This is a genomic window from Citrobacter sp. EC_71, assembly GCF_019584005.1.
GTDB classification, from domain to species: domain Bacteria; phylum Pseudomonadota; class Gammaproteobacteria; order Enterobacterales; family Enterobacteriaceae; genus Citrobacter; species Citrobacter werkmanii.
On sequence record NZ_VDAY01000001.1, the window covers coordinates 180,481 to 197,827 of the forward strand.

General features: G+C 48.9%; 14 protein-coding genes. 9 read left to right on the forward strand and 5 right to left on the reverse strand.

Features of this window, described 5'->3' with window-relative positions; all coding sequences use genetic code 11:
• The first annotated feature begins 192 nt into the window (after nt 1-192).
• The 4 genes from FHD02_RS00830 (at nt 193) to FHD02_RS00845 (ending at nt 4,859) form a co-directional block, all read left to right on the forward strand.
• Complete coding sequence (locus FHD02_RS00830) at nt 193-1,035, forward strand: 23S rRNA (adenine(2030)-N(6))-methyltransferase RlmJ (protein ID WP_061380963.1); 843 nt, start codon at nt 193-195, stop codon at nt 1,033-1,035.
• 104 nt (nt 1,036-1,139) lie between these two features.
• Nucleotides 1,140-2,495: a glutathione-disulfide reductase gene (gene gorA, locus FHD02_RS00835; protein WP_220393455.1), complete on the forward strand. Its 1,356-nt coding sequence runs from the start codon at nt 1,140-1,142 to the stop codon at nt 2,493-2,495.
• 494 nt (nt 2,496-2,989) lie between these two features.
• Nucleotides 2,990-4,117, forward strand: a complete 1,128-nt coding sequence (locus FHD02_RS00840) for a DUF262 domain-containing protein (RefSeq protein WP_220393456.1) — start codon at nt 2,990-2,992, stop codon at nt 4,115-4,117.
• Nucleotides 4,107-4,859, forward strand: coding sequence for a hypothetical protein (locus tag FHD02_RS00845; RefSeq protein ID WP_212723240.1), 753 nt, complete (start codon nt 4,107-4,109; stop codon nt 4,857-4,859). Before FHD02_RS00840 ends, FHD02_RS00845 begins: the two co-directional genes overlap by 11 nt.
• 225 nt (nt 4,860-5,084) lie before the next feature.
• On the opposite strand, the gene FHD02_RS00850 is transcribed toward FHD02_RS00845, so the two are convergent.
• Nucleotides 5,085-6,248 carry a mandelate racemase/muconate lactonizing enzyme family protein gene (locus FHD02_RS00850; protein WP_137361631.1) on the reverse strand — a complete coding sequence of 388 codons (1,164 nt, stop codon included), beginning with the start codon at nt 6,246-6,248 and terminating at the stop codon, nt 5,085-5,087.
• 183 nt (nt 6,249-6,431) lie between these two features.
• On the opposite strand from FHD02_RS00850, the gene FHD02_RS00855 reads away from it, so the two are divergent.
• The gene (locus tag FHD02_RS00855) at nt 6,432-7,358 is read left to right on the forward strand and encodes a LysR family transcriptional regulator (protein ID WP_137370356.1); all 927 of its coding nucleotides are present in this window, start codon (nt 6,432-6,434) and stop codon (nt 7,356-7,358) included.
• A 65-nt stretch (nt 7,359-7,423) separates the two neighbouring features.
• On the opposite strand, the gene FHD02_RS00860 is transcribed toward FHD02_RS00855, so the two are convergent.
• Nucleotides 7,424-8,818 carry a cytochrome-c peroxidase gene (locus FHD02_RS00860; protein WP_220393457.1) on the reverse strand — a complete coding sequence of 465 codons (1,395 nt, stop codon included), beginning with the start codon at nt 8,816-8,818 and terminating at the stop codon, nt 7,424-7,426.
• Nucleotides 8,819-9,245: 427 nt separating this feature from the next.
• Here FHD02_RS00860 and FHD02_RS00865 point away from each other — a divergent pair, with 427 nt between their 5' ends.
• Nucleotides 9,246-10,895, forward strand: coding sequence for an alpha,alpha-trehalase (locus tag FHD02_RS00865; protein ID WP_137370355.1), 1,650 nt, complete (start codon nt 9,246-9,248; stop codon nt 10,893-10,895).
• Between the two features lie 27 nt (nt 10,896-10,922).
• On the opposite strand, the gene FHD02_RS00870 is transcribed toward FHD02_RS00865, so the two are convergent.
• Nucleotides 10,923-12,512: an STY4199 family HEPN domain-containing protein gene (locus FHD02_RS00870; RefSeq protein WP_220393502.1), complete on the reverse strand. Its 1,590-nt coding sequence runs from the start codon at nt 12,510-12,512 to the stop codon at nt 10,923-10,925.
• A 410-nt stretch (nt 12,513-12,922) separates the two neighbouring features.
• On the opposite strand from FHD02_RS00870, the gene FHD02_RS00875 reads away from it, so the two are divergent.
• Nucleotides 12,923-13,273, forward strand: coding sequence for a glycoside hydrolase family protein (locus tag FHD02_RS00875; RefSeq protein ID WP_137361635.1), 351 nt, complete (start codon nt 12,923-12,925; stop codon nt 13,271-13,273).
• A gap of 18 nt (nt 13,274-13,291) precedes the next feature.
• On the opposite strand, the gene FHD02_RS00880 is transcribed toward FHD02_RS00875, so the two are convergent.
• Both FHD02_RS00880 and FHD02_RS00885 read right to left on the reverse strand, forming a co-directional pair.
• Nucleotides 13,292-13,894, reverse strand: coding sequence for a response regulator transcription factor (locus FHD02_RS00880; protein WP_220393458.1), 603 nt, complete (start codon nt 13,892-13,894; stop codon nt 13,292-13,294).
• A gap of 364 nt (nt 13,895-14,258) precedes the next feature.
• Nucleotides 14,259-15,017: an SDR family NAD(P)-dependent oxidoreductase gene (locus FHD02_RS00885; protein WP_137361637.1), complete on the reverse strand. Its 759-nt coding sequence runs from the start codon at nt 15,015-15,017 to the stop codon at nt 14,259-14,261.
• A gap of 119 nt (nt 15,018-15,136) precedes the next feature.
• Between FHD02_RS00885 and FHD02_RS00890 the strand changes: the two genes are divergently transcribed.
• Together FHD02_RS00890 and yhjD are read left to right on the forward strand one after the other, a co-directional pair.
• A complete protein-coding gene (locus FHD02_RS00890) occupies nt 15,137-16,036 on the forward strand; it encodes a LysR family transcriptional regulator (RefSeq protein WP_137361638.1) in 900 nt (299 codons plus the stop codon).
• A gap of 47 nt (nt 16,037-16,083) precedes the next feature.
• On the forward strand, nt 16,084-17,109 hold the full coding sequence (gene yhjD / locus FHD02_RS00895; protein ID WP_042311750.1) for an inner membrane protein YhjD: 1,026 nt from the start codon (nt 16,084-16,086) through the stop codon (nt 17,107-17,109).
• The last annotated feature ends 238 nt before the right edge of the window (nt 17,110-17,347 follow it).

A 17,347-nucleotide genomic window follows, 5' to 3' on the forward strand; every position in this document is an offset into this window, starting at 1 on the left:
AAAAGAGTGAATGAAGCGCGTATCCGGCGCTGTGCATATTAATTTGTACAATGGGGTTAAGTGTAGAGGATTTCAATGCTCACCGTGACGGAAAGACGCCCGGTGGTGCTACGCTTACCGGGCCTACGGGTAATCTGTGCCGATCTGCTGTAAACTGTCGAAAATCGTCATTTCAGCGGAATTTCATTACCCATGCTCAGCTATCGCCACAGTTATCACGCAGGCAACCACGCCGACGTCCTTAAACACACCGTTCAGAGCCTGATCATTGAATCGCTCAAAGAGAAAGAAAAACCGTTTCTCTATCTGGACACCCATGCTGGCGCAGGCCGTTATCAGCTGAGCAGTGAGCATGCCGAACGTACCGGTGAATACCTGGAAGGTATTGCCCGTATCTGGCAGCAGGACGATTTGCCTGCTGAACTTGAACCCTATATTTCCGTGGTGCAGCATTTCAACCGTAGCGGCCAGTTGCGCTACTACCCAGGCTCCCCGTTAATTGCACGTCAGCTGCTGCGCGAACAGGACAGCCTGCAATTAACCGAGCTGCACCCGAGTGACTTTCCTTTGCTGCGCGGCGAATTTCAAAAAGATGAACGCGCACGCGTAGCCAAAGCCGACGGTTATCAGCAGCTAAAAGCAAAATTACCGCCGGTTTCCCGCCGCGGACTGATCCTTATCGATCCGCCATACGAAATCAAAACCGACTACCAGGCGGTAGTGTCCGGCATTAACGAAGGCTACAAGCGCTTCGCAACGGGCACCTATGCGCTGTGGTATCCGGTGGTTCTGCGCCAGCAAATCAAGCGCATGATCCACGATCTGGAAGACACCGGTATCCGCAAAATTCTGCAAATTGAGCTGGCGGTGCGCCCGGACAGCGATCAGCGCGGCATGACGGCGTCCGGCATGATTGTGATTAACCCGCCGTGGAAGCTGGAGCAGCAGATGAACAACGTCCTGCCGTGGCTACATAGCAAGCTGGTTCCCGCTGGAACCGGACACACTTCCGTAAGCTGGATCGTGCCGGAGTAATCGCAGCCATCGGTGGAACCTTTTAATTTCAGGTATACAATCGCGAATATTTTGGCGGATGGCGTAACGCTTCTCCGCCCTACAATGAACATGAAGGAGCGGTCATGACCAAGCACTATGATTACATCGCTATTGGCGGCGGCAGCGGCGGTATTGCCTCCATTAACCGTGCGGCAATGTACGGCCAGAAATGCGCACTGATTGAAGCCAAAGAGTTAGGTGGCACCTGCGTTAACGTTGGCTGCGTACCGAAAAAAGTGATGTGGCATGCCGCACAAATCCGTGAAGCGATTCATATGTACGGCCCGGATTACGGTTTCGATACCACCATTAATAAGTTCGACTGGGATAAGCTGATCGCCACACGTACCGCCTATATCGATCGCATTCATACCTCGTACGATAACGTGCTGGGTAAAAATAACGTTGATGTGATTAAAGGCTTTGCCCGCTTCGTTGATGCCAAAACCATAGAAGTGAACGGTGAAACCATTACTGCCGATCATATTTTGATCGCCACCGGCGGGCGCCCGAGCCATCCGAACATTCCTGGCGTGGAATACGGGATCGACTCCGATGGCTTCTTTGAGCTGCCAGCGCTGCCAAAACGTGTAGCCGTTGTTGGGGCAGGCTATATCGCCGTTGAACTGGCAGGCGTAATTAACGGCCTGGGCGCAGAAACTCACCTGTTCGTGCGTAAACACGCGCCGCTGCGCAGCTTTGATCCGATGATCGTCGAGACGCTGGTCGAGGTGATGAACACCGAAGGTCCAACCCTGCATACTCATGCGATTCCGCAAGCGGTCATTAAAAACGCCGACGGCAGTCTGACTCTGCAACTGGAAGATGGTCGTAGCGAAACGGTAGATTGCCTGATTTGGGCAATTGGTCGTGAACCTGCTACCGACAACTTCAACCTGGCGGCGACTGGCGTGAAAACCAACGAAAAAGGCTACATCGTCGTTGATAAATACCAAAACACCAGCGTACCGGGGATTTATGCCGTTGGCGATAACACCGGTGCCGTTGAGCTGACGCCGGTTGCCGTTGCCGCGGGCCGTCGTCTGTCCGAGCGTCTGTTTAACAACAAGCCGGACGAGCATCTGGACTACAACAACATCCCGACCGTGGTCTTCAGCCACCCGCCGATTGGCACCGTGGGCTTGACCGAGCAGCAGGCTCGCGAACAGCACGGCGATGACCAGGTGAAAGTGTATAAATCCTCGTTTACCGCGATGTACACAGCCGTGACTTCACACCGCCAGCCGTGCCGCATGAAGCTGGTTTGCGTGGGTCCGGAAGAGAAGATTGTTGGTATTCATGGCATCGGTTTTGGCATGGACGAAATGCTGCAAGGCTTCGCGGTGGCGCTGAAAATGGGCGCGACTAAGAAAGACTTCGATAACACCGTTGCGATTCACCCAACGGCGGCAGAAGAATTCGTCACTATGAGGGGTTAATGTCAAAAACCCACCTACACGCGTTCGTACTGTAGAAAAGCTGAGAGGCCAGAGCATCGTTCCCTGGCCTTTATTTAACTCATCGATATACTGCCTCTTCTAACGCGTTTATGCCCCAAATCTCACTAGCACAAGCTCATCGATAACGAGATTCAGTAGTGCTAGTAGCCAGGAAGATATCTTTCTCTTTGGCAAATTTAAGCTCTGATTTCGTCATATTGCTTAAACCAGCTTTGGTTGGCATCTTCGTGTGCCTGAACACCTTATCTACCCTTGTCACCAGTCATAATGGCGGTGATCACAAGAAAGAAAACATTCACTAAATCATAATGTTAGATAATATCAAAGCGAGTTTCTAGTACTCCAAAGAAGTGATCAATTTTAGTTGACCATTACAGGGAAAGATTAGAAAATCATTGAAAAACTGGGAGTTAGTGAAAATGGAAAATAGAGTATATTACGGAGAATACTCACTACGTCACTGGATTGACTTAGTGTTAAAGAAAAATATTGTTTTACCTGACTATCAACGTTATTTCGTTTGGAATGAGAAGAAGGTCGAAACGCTCATTGAAACATTTACAAAAAAGCAGTTTGTTCCTCCTGTAACTATTGGCGCCTTCAAATTTAGAGACAGTAATAAAAACTTACTATTAGATGGCCAACAGAGGGTAACAAGTATTTTACTGGCATATTTAGGTCTCTACCCTGATGCCGCAAATTATAAATTAAAAGTTGATTCTTTTGCCAACGATAACGATGATGACAATAACGACGAACTTTATGACAACATTCTAGAGTGGAACTTCAAAAGTTTAGTTGAAAAGGGAACAACCAAAGTAGAGATTTTACGTAACATTCAGCCAGGAAACTATAAACACACTAATCTGAACATAACTGATGAGTTCTTAGATAGTAATTTCCTTGGGTTTTCATACTTAGTTCCTCAAACATCGGATGAAAAGACACAACAAAGTTATTACTCATCAGTATTTAGAAACATAAATATTCAAGGTGAACCGTTATTACCACAAGAAAGTAGAGCTTCTTTATACTTTCTAGACCAAGAATTGGTTGGGTTATTTGATCCTGATTTTTCTAAAAAAATTATAATCAAACTTATTAGTAGTGAATCAAAAGCCGATTTCATTCGATATCTAGCACTTTTATCACAATATTATATTGATGGAGATAGTTGGAAGATAGCTCGTGGCTACAAGCAGAAAATGGAGAAGCTATACGAAGAATATATTTTCTTTGCAATAAACGGGAAGGATTCCGATATATTTGGAAGTTTCTTGAGTGTTTTTCCAGATAAAAAATATAAAGTTCACTTAGATAATCTAGAAAAAACGTTGACTGAGATGGATTTACTGAAAAAATACACATCCATTATTGAACTGGATACTTACCTTTTTGGTATTATTTATCACATTCTTTTCGAAAAGAAACAGATTGATACATCAAAAAAGGAGAGTATACTTGAAAAGTTGGAAAATAAAATAGCCGAATATAAGTTGGACAGTTCTCATTTAAAAAGCCCTAACAACTTAGGCCATCTTAGAAAGAGAATATCAGATTCTATTGCTATCTATGGGGTACATACAACCAATGAATCATAATAAATTTATATTATCCCCTATAGAAGATATACTCGTAGATGTAACCTCTGCATGTATTGGTATAGGTTCAGGTGTAGAGACCTATCCGTTATGTGATTATGTAATGCAGTCAGCTTTACTTAAGATGACAGGCGCTCAAGAACAAAAAATGAAATGCATCTGCTGGGAACTTGCCACGAATGATTATGAATATAGATATCAAAGATTCAGTTTGAATCCTTTTGGCGAATGTTCAAACTATCAAGAAAAAAAAGAGATTTACAAAGATTTAGTTAAACAAATAGAAAAACACAGTGAATTAAGATTCGAAGACGGCTTGATAGAGAATAGTCTAATATTACAAAACACGAATCATGCAATAATAAGTTCTTTTGAAAACACAAATTTATTAATTTGGGCTAAAAAGCATTACCTTGAGTACGAGTCTCTTTGGTCTAATATTACCGAAAAATATTTCGCTAACAAAGAAAATCTTTTTATCAATAAAAAGAACATCGGGAAGGGTAGTGAGAAAGATCTTGTCGATATGTACGACTATTTATATAAACACCGAAACAGAGTCGCTCATAACACTCTTTCATATCAACAAAACCTTCCAACTTTAAAAACTTTATTAAACGAAAATTATCAATATGAAAATTATTTCATTTACTTTTCTATGCTAGTGCTGATTGATAACATCTTTATTTCATTATATGAGCACTATCTTAAAGCTATGAATCAGCCCGGCCAGAATATATAATTGAAATCATATCAAAGAACACTGCTCGCTAAACGCATGCCTCATCATCGCTGAAACGAGCGCTGTGATTAAATTGGTTCTTAAATAGCCCCATGTTAATGATGCATACCATTAAAATGGACAGACTATTACAGTACTATGCGCTAATTGCCCACGTGTAGACGCTATTCACTTAACACGCGCCCCTCCGGCAACCAGAGGGGCGTTATCTTACCGCCGCCAGTGCTATTCGGCCAACGCGCGCATCTCTTTAATCAGGTCAGATTTACCTTCAAACCCTATGCCCGGCAGCTCTGGCATGACGATATGACCCTCTTCCACCTTAACTGAATCCGGGAAACCGCCGTACGGTTGGAACAGATCCGGATAACTTTCATTCCCACCAAGACCAAGACCCGCCGCAATGTTCAGCGACATCTGATGACCGCCATGCGGTATGCAGCGTGATGGGGACCAGCCAAACTGCGCCAGTACGTCGAGGGTACGCAGATATTCGACCAGACCGTAGGAAAGCGCACAGTCAAATTGCAGGTAGTCGCGATCCGGGCGCATGCCGCCGTAGCGCAGCAGGTTGCGCGCATCCTGATGAGAAAAGAGGTTTTCACCTGTCGCCATCGCGCCTGGGTAAAATTCTGACAGCGCGGCCTGGAGAGAATAATCCAGCGGGTCGCCAGCTTCTTCGTACCAGAACAATGGATAATCTCGTAGCATTTTGGCATAGGCAATACTGGTTTCCAGATCAAAGCGTCCATTGGCATCAACGGCAAGACGCGCTTCATCGCCAATTTCAGTCAACACAGCTTCGATACGGCGACGGTCCTCTTCCAACGATGCGCCGCCGATTTTCATTTTAACCACGTTGTAGCCGCGGTTCAGGTAGCCCCGCATTTCCTGACGCAGCGCGCTCAGGTCTTTACCCGGATAATAGTAACCCCCCGCCGCGTAGACAAAGACGCGTGGATTCGCCTCAACACCCTTCATCTCAGCCAGCAGACGGAACAACGGCTTGTTGGCAATTTTGGCAACGGCATCCCAGATAGCCATATCCAGCGTACCCACAGCCACCGAACGCTCACCATGGCCCCCCGGCTTCTCATTACTCATCATGACGTCCCAGATTTTATGCGGATCCAGGTTATCGCCTTCGGCATTCAACAAACTTTCCGGGTTAGCGTCCAGAATGCGGTTACGGAAGCGTTCGCGGATCAATCCCCCTTGGCCGTAACGGCCATTAGAGTTAAATCCGTATCCCACCACGCGGCGGCCCTCTATCTCAACGTCAGTCACAACGGCCACCAGACTGGTCGTCATCTTGCTGAAATCGATATAGGCGTTACGAATAGGGGAAGCGATGGGTTTGGTAATTTCTACAACATCGAGGATACGCATGTTTTCTCCGGCGGGTTGTTAGTCAGTTATGCTCGCACTTACGCGCCTGTAAAAAGTGATAACTCATGCCGGTTTATTATTGGCATAATGCACTCAGGCAGCATTTAAGGACGCCATCGTCCTGTATTTCTCCATCTTAAGCAGTGCTTATTTACTGATCTAATGCCAAAGAGGCTGGCTGTAATGCAAAATCGGCATCACCTGGAACTCACCTGGCTTGAAGACTGCGTTGCACTGGCGCAGTCACTCAATTTCTCCCGTGCAGCCGCTTCCCGATATGTGACGCAGCCCGCATTCAGTCGGCGCATTGTTTCGCTGGAAGAGTGGCTTGGAACGCCGATTTTTGAACGTAACCGCCGTGGCGTCAGCCTGACTCGTGCGGGGGAAGTTTTCGTCGCTCAGGTGCCCGAACTGATCCGGGCGCTATACACCCTGAGAAATGAAACCATCGAAGCGGCGGGAAATACCCGACCGGATGTTATTTTCTCCGCAACGCATTCCCTGTCGTTCTCATTTTTTCCGGCGCTGATGCGTAATAACGAAAAAATCGCCCGTTTCGGCTCATTTCGCCTGCTGTCAGACACGCTCAGCGCCTGTGAACGGATGATTGAAAAAGGGGATGCGCAGTTCCTGCTGTGTTATTACCACCCTCACATGCACATCAACCTTGATCAGACGAAATATCTCAGCGTCCGCCTTGGGCGAGAAACGTTAATACCTTACGCCAAATGCGATCCCCGCTCTCATCAGCCGCTCTGGCAGGCTACGGGGGGCAAAAAGTTTCCGTTTCTCTCCTTCTCTGCAGAATCCGGTCTGGGGAGGATCCTCTCGAATACGTCACCGGTGAATCATGCCCGACGCGGTATGGACATCGCCTTCACCGCCGATCTGGCCGCCACGCTGCTGGCGATGGTTAAAGCCGGGGACGGCATTGCCTGGCTGCCGGAAAATCTGGCGGCTCCGGACGTTCAGGCCGGGACGATCGCCGCAGCGGCTCCACAGAAGTGCGGGTTATGGGTACCCATTGATATCCGACTGTTTCGACCTGCAGGCAGAATGTCCAGAGCGGTAGAAGAATTATGGGAAATATTCGTGGGCGAGCAGAGGTAAACACCCGCCAGGTAAAGGAGAATTATCCAGCCTGCAAAATGCGCCAGGCTGGATAGGGGCAATAATTATTTACCCTGCATGTACGGCGTATAAACCCCATTCAAACTTTCGAGGAACGCCACGATATCGTCGATATCTTCCTGCGGCAGTTCTTTACCCACCTGATAACGCAGCATCAATTTAACCGCGCCATCAAGCGTTGGCACATCACCGCGATGGAAATAAGGCGCAGTCAGCGCAACGTTACGTAATCCTGGAACTTTCTGACGAAGTTTGTCACGTAGTTCATTGGTCACGTTCATCCTGCCAATATCTGCGGCAGTAACTTCTCCGAAATTAAAGTCCTTTTTCAAACCTAATGGTTCAAATGAGCGTCCGCCTAAAATAATACCTCCGTGACAGGTCGCACACTTATTTTCTTTAAATAATTGATAGCCATGTTTTTGCTGGGCCGTTAACGCCTCCTCATCACCACGTAACCACTTATCAAACGGCGAATTTGGCGTAATCAGCGTTTTCTCAAACTCAGCAATCGCATCAGTAATATTATCTCCACTGAACCCCTGTGGATAAACCGCAATAAATTCTTGCTTCAATAGCGGATCTTTATCCAGCTTCTGGATAATTTCATCCCAGGATTTAGACGCCATTTCAATTGGGTTCAACGGCGGACCACCTGCCTGCGCCTGCAATGTCGGCGCACGACCATCCCAGAACTGTTCCACGTTGAAGACTGAGTTAAACACCGTTGGCGCGTTGATCGGCCCAACCGCTCCGCCTACGCCAATTGACGTTTTCCGGCCATCCACACCACCCGCATTCAGGGCATGACAGTGCGCGCAAGAGATCGTGCTGTCGCCGGAAATACGTGGATCGTGATAAAGCGTAAAGCCCAGCGCCACCTTCCGGGCATCGGTCGGGATGCTTTCTGGTATTGGCTGTACGGGTTCATTACGATGCTGCGCGGCGGTATCATTACTGGCGTAGTACTGTTCACGCTGTTTCGCAATCCAGCCCAGAATTTCTTCGCGCTCCGCATCGCTCACTTTACCGGCCCAGTGCATCGCGGTATAACGCGTCGGTGGCATGGTGTCGTACTGCATCACCCATTCAATTTTATTCAGGTCGCTTTGCGAAACGGGTTTATCCGCGACCAGCGCCGCACGAACGGCCTCAAGATTGAAGGATTTGTATCCCAGTTGAATGTCGTAATTCATCAACTGCTTAGCGACAGGAAAAGAAGAATAGAAAGGTAATTCAGCCGAAGGCGTGTGACAATAATCGCATCCTTTTTCGCGTAAGAATCCTAAAACTTTATTATTTGCTTCCAGCGAAGAGGCCTGAACATCAGCCTGTTTGCTCCGTTGATTATCGTGATACCACACATAACCGGATAATCCAAAATAACAAATCACGACGCCAGCTATGGCAATCGCGGTAAGACGGGTAATGATTTTCATTATTTTACCCTCACCGTTGTGAGTTATTGTGACCCAGAAAAATTAGAATAATTAATGCACAGTCTTTGTCAGACTTGACCATCATAGGAAATGAGGGGATTACTATTTTGATAAGTATCAAGCAATTACATGGAAGAGAACTATCAATAGAATAGCCTGTGCCTATTATAGCGTTAAGCCATTAGCAGGTTTCGTTCACACCTCGTTGCAATCGAATGTTCTGAAAATGGAATATCTTAAGGTCGCGTACGATTCTGAATTATTCATTATTATCATTGAGATAGTTTAATTTTTTAAATAACGCGTGACTCTAAAACGTGATCAACCGCACGCTTTACTCAGCCAATACCGAAGCGAATGTCTACGCTTAACTGACGACCGGGCAACAGCCTTACTATTTCAACGTCCATCGGAGGTCTTTCTCATTATGCTCAACCAGAAACTACCCCACGCCCCTTCTGAAGAACTGACGATCGACATCGATCTGCTTTATGAAATGGATCCGTGCGAGTTAAAGCTGGATGAAATGATTGAGGCAGAGCCTGAGCCGGAGATGATTGAAGGGCTGCCCGCCTCAGATGCCTTAACCCCGGCCGATCGTTACCTTGAGCTGTTCGAACACGTTCAGTCGTCGAAACTGTTTGCCGATAGCAAAACCTTCCCCGACTGTGCGCCCAAAATGGACCCGCTGGACATTTTGATCCGCTATCGCAAGGTCAAACGCCATCGGGACTTTGACCTGAAGCGCTTTGTTGATAACCATTTCTGGCTCCCGGAAACGCCCTCCAGCGAATACGTTTCTGACCCGGCAAATTCGCTGAAAGAGCATATCGATCAACTATGGCCAGTGCTGACGCGCGAACCGCAGGACCACATTCCCTGGTCCTCTCTGCTGCCGTTACCGCAGTCATATATTGTGCCCGGCGGACGTTTTAGCGAAACCTACTACTGGGATTCCTATTTCACCATGCTGGGTCTGGCAGAGAGCGGTCGCGAAGATCTGCTGAAATGTATGGCGGATAACTTTGCCTGGATGATCGAAAACTATGGTCACATCCCAAATGGTAATCGAACGTACTACCTGAGCCGCTCGCAGCCGCCAGTCTTTGCGCTGATGGTGGAACTGTTTGAAGAGGATGGCGTACGTGGTGCGCGCCGTTATCTTGATCATCTAAAAATGGAGTACGCGTTCTGGATGGATGGCGCCGATTCGCTGGTGCTCAACCAGGCCTACCGCCACGTAATCAGAATGTCGGACGGATCCTTGCTCAACCGCTATTGGGACGATCGTGATACGCCGCGCGATGAATCGTGGCTTGAAGACGTCGAGACCGCCAAGCATTCGGGGCGACCGCCCAATGAGGTGTATCGCGATTTGCGTGCAGGCGCGGCCTCCGGATGGGATTACTCCTCGCGCTGGCTACGCGATGCAGGTCGCCTTGCCAGCATACGCACGACACAATTCATCCCAATTGACCTGAACGCATTCCTCTACAAGCTGGAGAGCACCATCGCCAATATTTCGGCGCTGAAAGGTGATAAAGAAGCTGAATCGCTGTTTCGCCAGAAAGCCAATGACCGGCGCGATGCGGTGAATCGCTACTTATGGGATGATGAAAACGGCTGCTATCGCGATTATGACTGGCGACGTGAACAAATGGCCCTCTTCTCTGCCGCCAGTATCGTACCGCTGTATGTCGGCATGGCAACGCATGAACAAGCCGACCGGCTGGCCAATGCGGTACGCAGCCGCCTGCTAACGCCAGGGGGCATTTTAGCCACAGAACATGAAACCGGTGAGCAGTGGGATAAACCCAACGGCTGGGCACCGCTGCAATGGATGGCTATTCAAGGTTTCAAACTGTATGGCGACGACCATCTTGGCGATGAAATAGCCCGTAACTGGTTGAAAACGGTGAATCTCTTTTACCAGGAACACCACAAACTTATCGAAAAATACCATATTGCCGACGGCATGCCGCGCGAAGGCGGCGGCGGAGAATATCCGTTGCAGGACGGCTTTGGCTGGACAAACGGCGTGGTGCGCCGACTCATCGGTCTGTATGGCGAACCTTAGCCGCTAACGGCCTGACTCCTCAGGCCGTTAGTTAATCGCATCGTAGAGTTCAGTATGAATTTTTTGCCACTTCTTATTCTCCGGGCTGGGCTCTGCACGAGCGCGCCGCTGAGCCTGTTCCAGATCATACTGCTGACGCGCGATAACCGCCGGAACCGAACAAAAACTTTGCAGGTAGCTTTTGTGCAAGGAAGTGAGTGACGCCCCATTCGACATGGCATGACTGAGCGTACTCATAAACTGTCTGCAAGGTTTGCTCTCGTTCATCTGCGCAGGATAGCGCAGCAGCAGTCGCAACACCTCGGTATTGCCCGCAGCGAATGCTTGTTCCGTCCACGCCAGCTTCCAGTCCATCCCGCCTTGCAGGAACAGTGACGTCACCCGAGTATCGTTGCGATCGATAGCCGCGCGCATGTTAAAAGCATCCCAAGTGATACCCATTCGGGTCACAGATTCCCGTGCGGAAGGTGCATCACGCCGTGGTTCCTCCTGCACGATTTCAACGGCTTGTCCGGATGACGCCTGTGGCGCTGGCGAAGTGAATAACCAGAACGCACCCAACGAAATCACCAGCACCATCACGCCGACCGCGACCCACAACACGCCGGAAATCAGCTGTTCACGCTCCTCCGCGCTTCGCTTTGCCCGCTTCTCCGGCGGATCAATACTGTCGGCAATTTCCTGTTTATCGCCCCCCGCCTGCTCATCCTTTTGCTTTGCCATTTCCCAGAACTGACGGACGGTCATCTCATCAGACTCCATATACGACGCGGGATTAACACGCGTGCGCCGTTCTGCAAATGCCCGTTGTACAGGGTGAGTAATCTGTCGGTACTGACACTCCAGCAGCATCAGTTGTACCGAGGTCAGCGGCTGCTGTGCAATAACGCCGTTACGGGCCAGCCGACAATCATCGAGGAACATACGCAACGTAAGACGGGGTTCGACAAAGAGCGTCAGCACCGAGGTGTCGTTAAAAATCTGGGTAAAGTGGCGTACAAACAATTTCTTATCCACGACCATCAGCGCCAGCTCGCTGAACATCATGCCGTCCAGCGCATCCCGACTTTCACCCAGCTTTAACCAGCGACGCAGGCGTTCACCCCCGAAGTGCTGCTTCAGGAAGCTGTTGAGCGGATGTTGATCCGGCCATACTCGTGCGATAAGCGATTTGAGCGTTAACTCTATTGCACGAAGCTGACGCTGCGCGTGGACCTGCGCATCCGGCTCCACACGTTCAATTTCGGTTTGATACTTCAGGATGGGCTGTTGCTGGCGCAACTGTTCCAGAGACGCCACGAAGCGCAGCGCAGAAATCAGCTGGTTTTCACTGACGTCCTGGCCATTTTCATACTGCGGCACGCTCTGCTGCAGATGACGCAGCCTCAATGTGAACTGACTCAACTGTGCGTCATTCATCTGCAACCGTCTGGCGACAGCTCCCCAACCGCCCAGATTCAGCCTGGCCTGGTCAAGCTGCTCGAGGAACCATCGCGGCTCTTTGCCTTCTGCTACATGCACGCCTAACAGCAGCAATATTTCTACCGATGCCTGACGAATGATAGTCAGACAACGTTCAAAGGGGGTACATGTCGCTTGTAACGCGCTATTGGTCATCATCTTCCCTAAAAGGACCCGGAACGTGCGGCCTCACAATGGTATGTCGTTATTTTTTATAAAAGCAGATATGTATCGACGTAGACTAAAATACATTCATATAACAAATAAATCTGTTTTACAGTGACTTCCGCACAATCATTGAAAATTATTCAGGAGGTATGCCCGCGCCTGTATTGAAAACATCGCGCCCGATCTGTCGTCCACTGAGGATGAACGAATACATTCACAAAGATACGCTGCGGGAAGCGGCTGCATCACATATGGCGCGATGACTGAATTTTCGGCCTGTTAAAACGTGAATATCGGCCGCCAATGCCATAAGGCGTTTTGCTGTAAAAACTGGCCACATGGCAACTGGCGTAACAGAGTGGATTTCTTAAAATATATCTCTTTGTTCAGAGAGTATTATGCCGCTCCGTTCGACGCATTTCACACCCGCCTGTGTCGCATTTATTAAGCAATGGCAAGGCCTGTCGCTGGAAAAGTATCAGGATAAAAATGGGGTTTGGGTGATAGGTTACGGGCATGAAATTGCCGCAGACGAAACCTTTGATACCCCCATTACGCTAATGCAGGCAGAATCACTGTTGCTCGCCGATCTGCATCTCTGTGAGGCATTCATACATGAGAAAAAACCGCAAATAAAAGATCGGTTTCAACTGGAAGCATTAATTACGTGGATATTCAGCGTGGGAATAACTCAATTTAGCGCTACAGAAATTTGGCCTGTGGCTATTTCACAGCCAGAAGTGTTCTGACTGTGAAATTTGCGGCCATTAAATGGCGTCGTTTAACATCATTGCCGCCTGCGTACGGTTTTTTACCTCCAGACGCTGATAAAGCGACTCAAGATGGGCTTTTACCGTTCCGGTACTGATATTTAACAGTCGACCAATTTGTTTATTCGATTCGCCCGCAGCCAGCATCGTCAGAATCTCCCGCTGACGCGCACTGAGCGATTTTATATTTTGTCTGCTACTCTCAGTCGCTGTAATACAGTCTCTGGGGATAAACATCATGCCCATCGCGACACTATTGAGCGCCAGTGTGAAGGTTTCCGCGTCAGAGTCACGTGGAACAATGGCCAGCACGTTTAATTGCGTGACCTCCTGTAGCCATCTTTTACGGCAATCCGTTACTGTTACCAGCACTTTTGCCGCCGCATAGCTCTGCGCGATCTGTTGTAGCAAGCTGCGGCAGAACTCAGCATCAAGATCGCCATCCAGCATTACCAGCGCATCAGGGTTGTCTTCCAGCTTCTGCCACAGGTCATCTGCCTGACTGACACCCTGAACATCCACTCCTGGAATACGTTGCTGTAAACTTACATTCATTCCATGAATAAATATTGACTGCCTGTCAAACATTATTAACTGCATTATTTATCTCCGTCTGAATAAGATATTAGCCTTAACGCGCGGAAGGGTATAACCCATAGGGTAAAATAAGAAGTCACCATTTGGCGGAGGGCCATTCTACCGATAACCGCAGAAGAAAGAAGCAGAAATTATGATTAGTTACAGCTCAATCAACAGAATCACACAAAGGAACAAAAATAGCGACACATATTAAGTGAATTCTTATATTCTGACGTTTATATCCATCAAATTAAAATTAATTAAACACAGTCTATATTTGTGGCGAAAAATAAGGAATCCATACTATCAGCCAAATGTGTTACAAAATAAAACATCGCATTAAATGCTTATTCAGCCAATATCTGGCTGAATAAGACACTATGGATTACAGGAACATCCCGCCGGAGACCTCAATACGCTGCGCCGTCATCCAGGCCAGCTCATCGCTGAGCAATGCGGCAATCGCGTCACCGATATCATCCGGCAAACCAACGCGCCCCAACGCCGTTTGCGATGCAATGTACGCATTCAGTTGCGCGTTATCCCGCACATTTCCACCACTAAAATCCGTTTCTATCGCGCCGGGGGCAATAATATTGGCCGTAATTCCGCGCTCTCCCAGCTCTTTTGCCTGATAACGGGTTAACACTTCCATCGCCCCTTTCATGGCCGCGTATGCGCTGTAACCCGGCAATGCAAAGCGCGCGAGCCCGGTTGAAACATTCAGGATCCTGCCGCCTTGATTCATCAGCGGTAAAAGGTTCTGCGTCAGGAAGAATGGACCTTTAAAGTGAATATTCAAAAGTTGATCAAATTGCGCTTCGGTGAACGCCGGATACGGCGCATTAATACCAACCCCGGCATTGTTCAATAAATAATCAAAGGTGTCGCTTTGCCACTGGGCCTGTAAGGTTTCCTGCATCTGTTTTATAAACTGAGGGAATGTTGAAATATCCCCGACATTCAACGGCAATGCCGCGGCTTTACCGCCTGATTGGCGAATTTCATCCACAACCTGCTGCGCTTCTTTTTCATTGCTGTTCCACGTCAGGATGATACCAATTCCTTTGCCCGCCAGCTTAAGCGCCGTGTTTTTACCGAGTCCACGACCGCCGCCGGTCACCAATGCGATACGTTGCGTCATAAGAAACCTCATTTCTTGTGTAGTGAAGATTGAGACAAAGCTTATTAGGTGGTAAAAAAACAATAAATACCGCTAACTACGCATTACTGTTTCGTAAAGAACAACAATAGGGCATGGGAATGGATAAAATTCACGCAATGCAGTTGTTCATCCGCGTCGCAGAACTGGAGAGTTTTTCGCGTGCGGCGGACACCCTTGGACTACCTAAAGGTAGCGTATCGCGACAAATCCAGGCCCTGGAAAATCATCTTGGCACGCAGCTGTTGCACCGCACCACCCGACGCGTCCAGCTCACACAAGACGGCATGATCTATTATGAACGCGCGAAAGATCTGTTAAGTAATCTGGATGAACTGGATGGGCTATTTCATCACGATCCGGCCAGCATCAGCGGCAAGCTGCGCGTGGATATGCCGGTGGGCGTTGCGAGAAATCTGGTGATGCCCCGCCTGACAGCCTTCTTGCATCAATATCCGGGACTTGAACTCGAACTCAGCAGCAGTGACCGTCTGGTGGACTTGATCCGCGAAGGTTTCGACTGCGTGGTACGCGTCGGTACGCTGAAAGATTCAGGGCTGATTGCCCGTCCGCTGGGGAAACTCACGCAGATTAACTGCGCCAGCCCAAAATATCTGGCCCGCTTTGGCTACCCGGAAAGCCTGGAAGATTTAGCCTCGCATGCGGTGGTGCATTACTCAGTGAACCTGGGAACCCGTGCACAAGGTTTCGAAGTGGCGACAGACAACGGTACTCAATGGGTTAAAACCGGCGGCATGCTGACGGTGAACAGCACAGAAACCTATCATGCAGCGTGCCTTGCCGGCCTGGGCATTATTCAGGTGCCACGCGTCGGCGTACGCGACGCCCTGCGCAGCGGTACGCTGGTCGAGGTATTACCGCAGTATCGTGCCGCGCCAATGCCGGTTTCTCTGTTGTATCCGCATCGCCGCAACCTCTCCCGCCGGGTTCATCTGTTTATGGAATGGCTGACCGGCGTAATGAAAGACTATGTTGACTGACAAGCTATACTGTCCTGAGAATGAACAGAACAAGGAATACTGGCCTGATGACGCAGGAAAAAGAGATAAAACGCCCCATTCAGGAACTTGAGCACGCACCGATCCCAAAAATTGAGACCCAGGAGCGTGAAAAAACAGAAACCAACGGTACAACCAACCAGGCATTGCAAACAGCCCTGACCCTCGCCGATAAAATTCAACGTCAGCCCGTCATCGCCCATATGATTCGAGCCGCAGAGCGTTTTAATGACCGCATGGGAAACCAGTTTGGCGCCGCTATCACCTACTTCTCGTTCCTGTCGATGATCCCTATCCTGATGGTGTCATTTGCCGCCGCCGGTTTTATTCTCGCCTCGCACCCTACGCTGTTACAGGATATCTTCGGCAAAATTCTGCTTAATGTCAGCGACCCGACGCTCGCCTCCACGCTGAAAAACACCATTAACACCGCCGTTCAGCAGCGAACCACCGTGGGTCTGGTCGGGCTTGGGATCGCCCTTTATTCCGGGATTAACTGGATGGGCAATCTGAGAGAAGCGATTCGTGCCCAGTCGCGAGATGTCTGGGAGCGTACGCCGCAGGATCAGGAAAAAATTTGGGTAAAATACCTGCGTGATTTTGTCTCATTGATTGGTTTGCTGATTGCGCTGATTGTCACCCTGTCCATTACTTCTATCGCCGGTTCCGCCCAGCAGATGATTATCTCTGCGCTGTATCTCGACGGCATCGAATGGCTGAAGCCCGCCTGGCGCCTGATCGGCCTGACCATCTCTATTTTCGCCAACTATTTACTTTTCTTCTGGATTTTCTGGCGACTGCCACGTCACCGACCACGTAAGAAAGCACTTATTCGCGGTACGTTTATCGCGGCGCTGGGGTTTGAAGTTATCAAAATGATCATGACCTACACGCTGCCATCACTGGTGCAATCGCCGTCAGGCGCGGCGTTTGGTTCCGTACTTGGACTGATGGCGTTCTTCTACTTCTTCGCTCGTCTGACGCTGTTTTGCGCCGCCTGGATAGCCACGGCGGAATACAAAGATGACCCGCGAATGCCGGGAAAAACGCAATAGCCACCGCCGGGTTAGTTGTTAATTGCCGGATGGCGACGCCCCCGTCTTATCCGGCCTACGGGTGAATTTTATATCCCGGATAAGCGCAGCGCCATCCGGCAATTATAATGCCGCCCGCTCTTACTGATTTAGTGAATAAATCCAACCCGTAACTTTTATTTAACCAAAAACCAGTTTTATCATCTAAGTTTTAAATTATGTGAAGCATTTCATGGAAGTGAAATCTCCAGCATAAATA

What these genes read in the sequence shown, in the direction of transcription:
- FHD02_RS00830 (WP_061380963.1), top strand. Translation starts at nt 193, where the DNA reads ATGCTCAGCTATCGCCACAGTTATCACGCAGGCAACCACGCCGACGTC.
- gorA (WP_220393455.1), top strand. Translation starts at nt 1,140, where the DNA reads ATGACCAAGCACTATGATTACATCGCTATTGGCGGCGGCAGCGGCGGT.
- FHD02_RS00845 (WP_212723240.1), top strand. Translation starts at nt 4,107, where the DNA reads ATGAATCATAATAAATTTATATTATCCCCTATAGAAGATATACTCGTA.
- FHD02_RS00850 (WP_137361631.1), bottom strand. Translation starts at nt 6,248, where the DNA reads ATGCGTATCCTCGATGTTGTAGAAATTACCAAACCCATCGCTTCCCCT.
- FHD02_RS00855 (WP_137370356.1), top strand. Translation starts at nt 6,432, where the DNA reads ATGCAAAATCGGCATCACCTGGAACTCACCTGGCTTGAAGACTGCGTT.
- FHD02_RS00860 (WP_220393457.1), bottom strand. Translation starts at nt 8,818, where the DNA reads ATGAAAATCATTACCCGTCTTACCGCGATTGCCATAGCTGGCGTCGTG.
- FHD02_RS00865 (WP_137370355.1), top strand. Translation starts at nt 9,246, where the DNA reads ATGCTCAACCAGAAACTACCCCACGCCCCTTCTGAAGAACTGACGATC.
- FHD02_RS00870 (WP_220393502.1), bottom strand. Translation starts at nt 12,512, where the DNA reads ATGACCAATAGCGCGTTACAAGCGACATGTACCCCCTTTGAACGTTGT.
- FHD02_RS00875 (WP_137361635.1), top strand. Translation starts at nt 12,923, where the DNA reads ATGCCGCTCCGTTCGACGCATTTCACACCCGCCTGTGTCGCATTTATT.
- FHD02_RS00880 (WP_220393458.1), bottom strand. Translation starts at nt 13,894, where the DNA reads ATGCAGTTAATAATGTTTGACAGGCAGTCAATATTTATTCATGGAATG.
- FHD02_RS00885 (WP_137361637.1), bottom strand. Translation starts at nt 15,017, where the DNA reads ATGACGCAACGTATCGCATTGGTGACCGGCGGCGGTCGTGGACTCGGT.
- FHD02_RS00890 (WP_137361638.1), top strand. Translation starts at nt 15,137, where the DNA reads ATGGATAAAATTCACGCAATGCAGTTGTTCATCCGCGTCGCAGAACTG.
- yhjD (WP_042311750.1), top strand. Translation starts at nt 16,084, where the DNA reads ATGACGCAGGAAAAAGAGATAAAACGCCCCATTCAGGAACTTGAGCAC.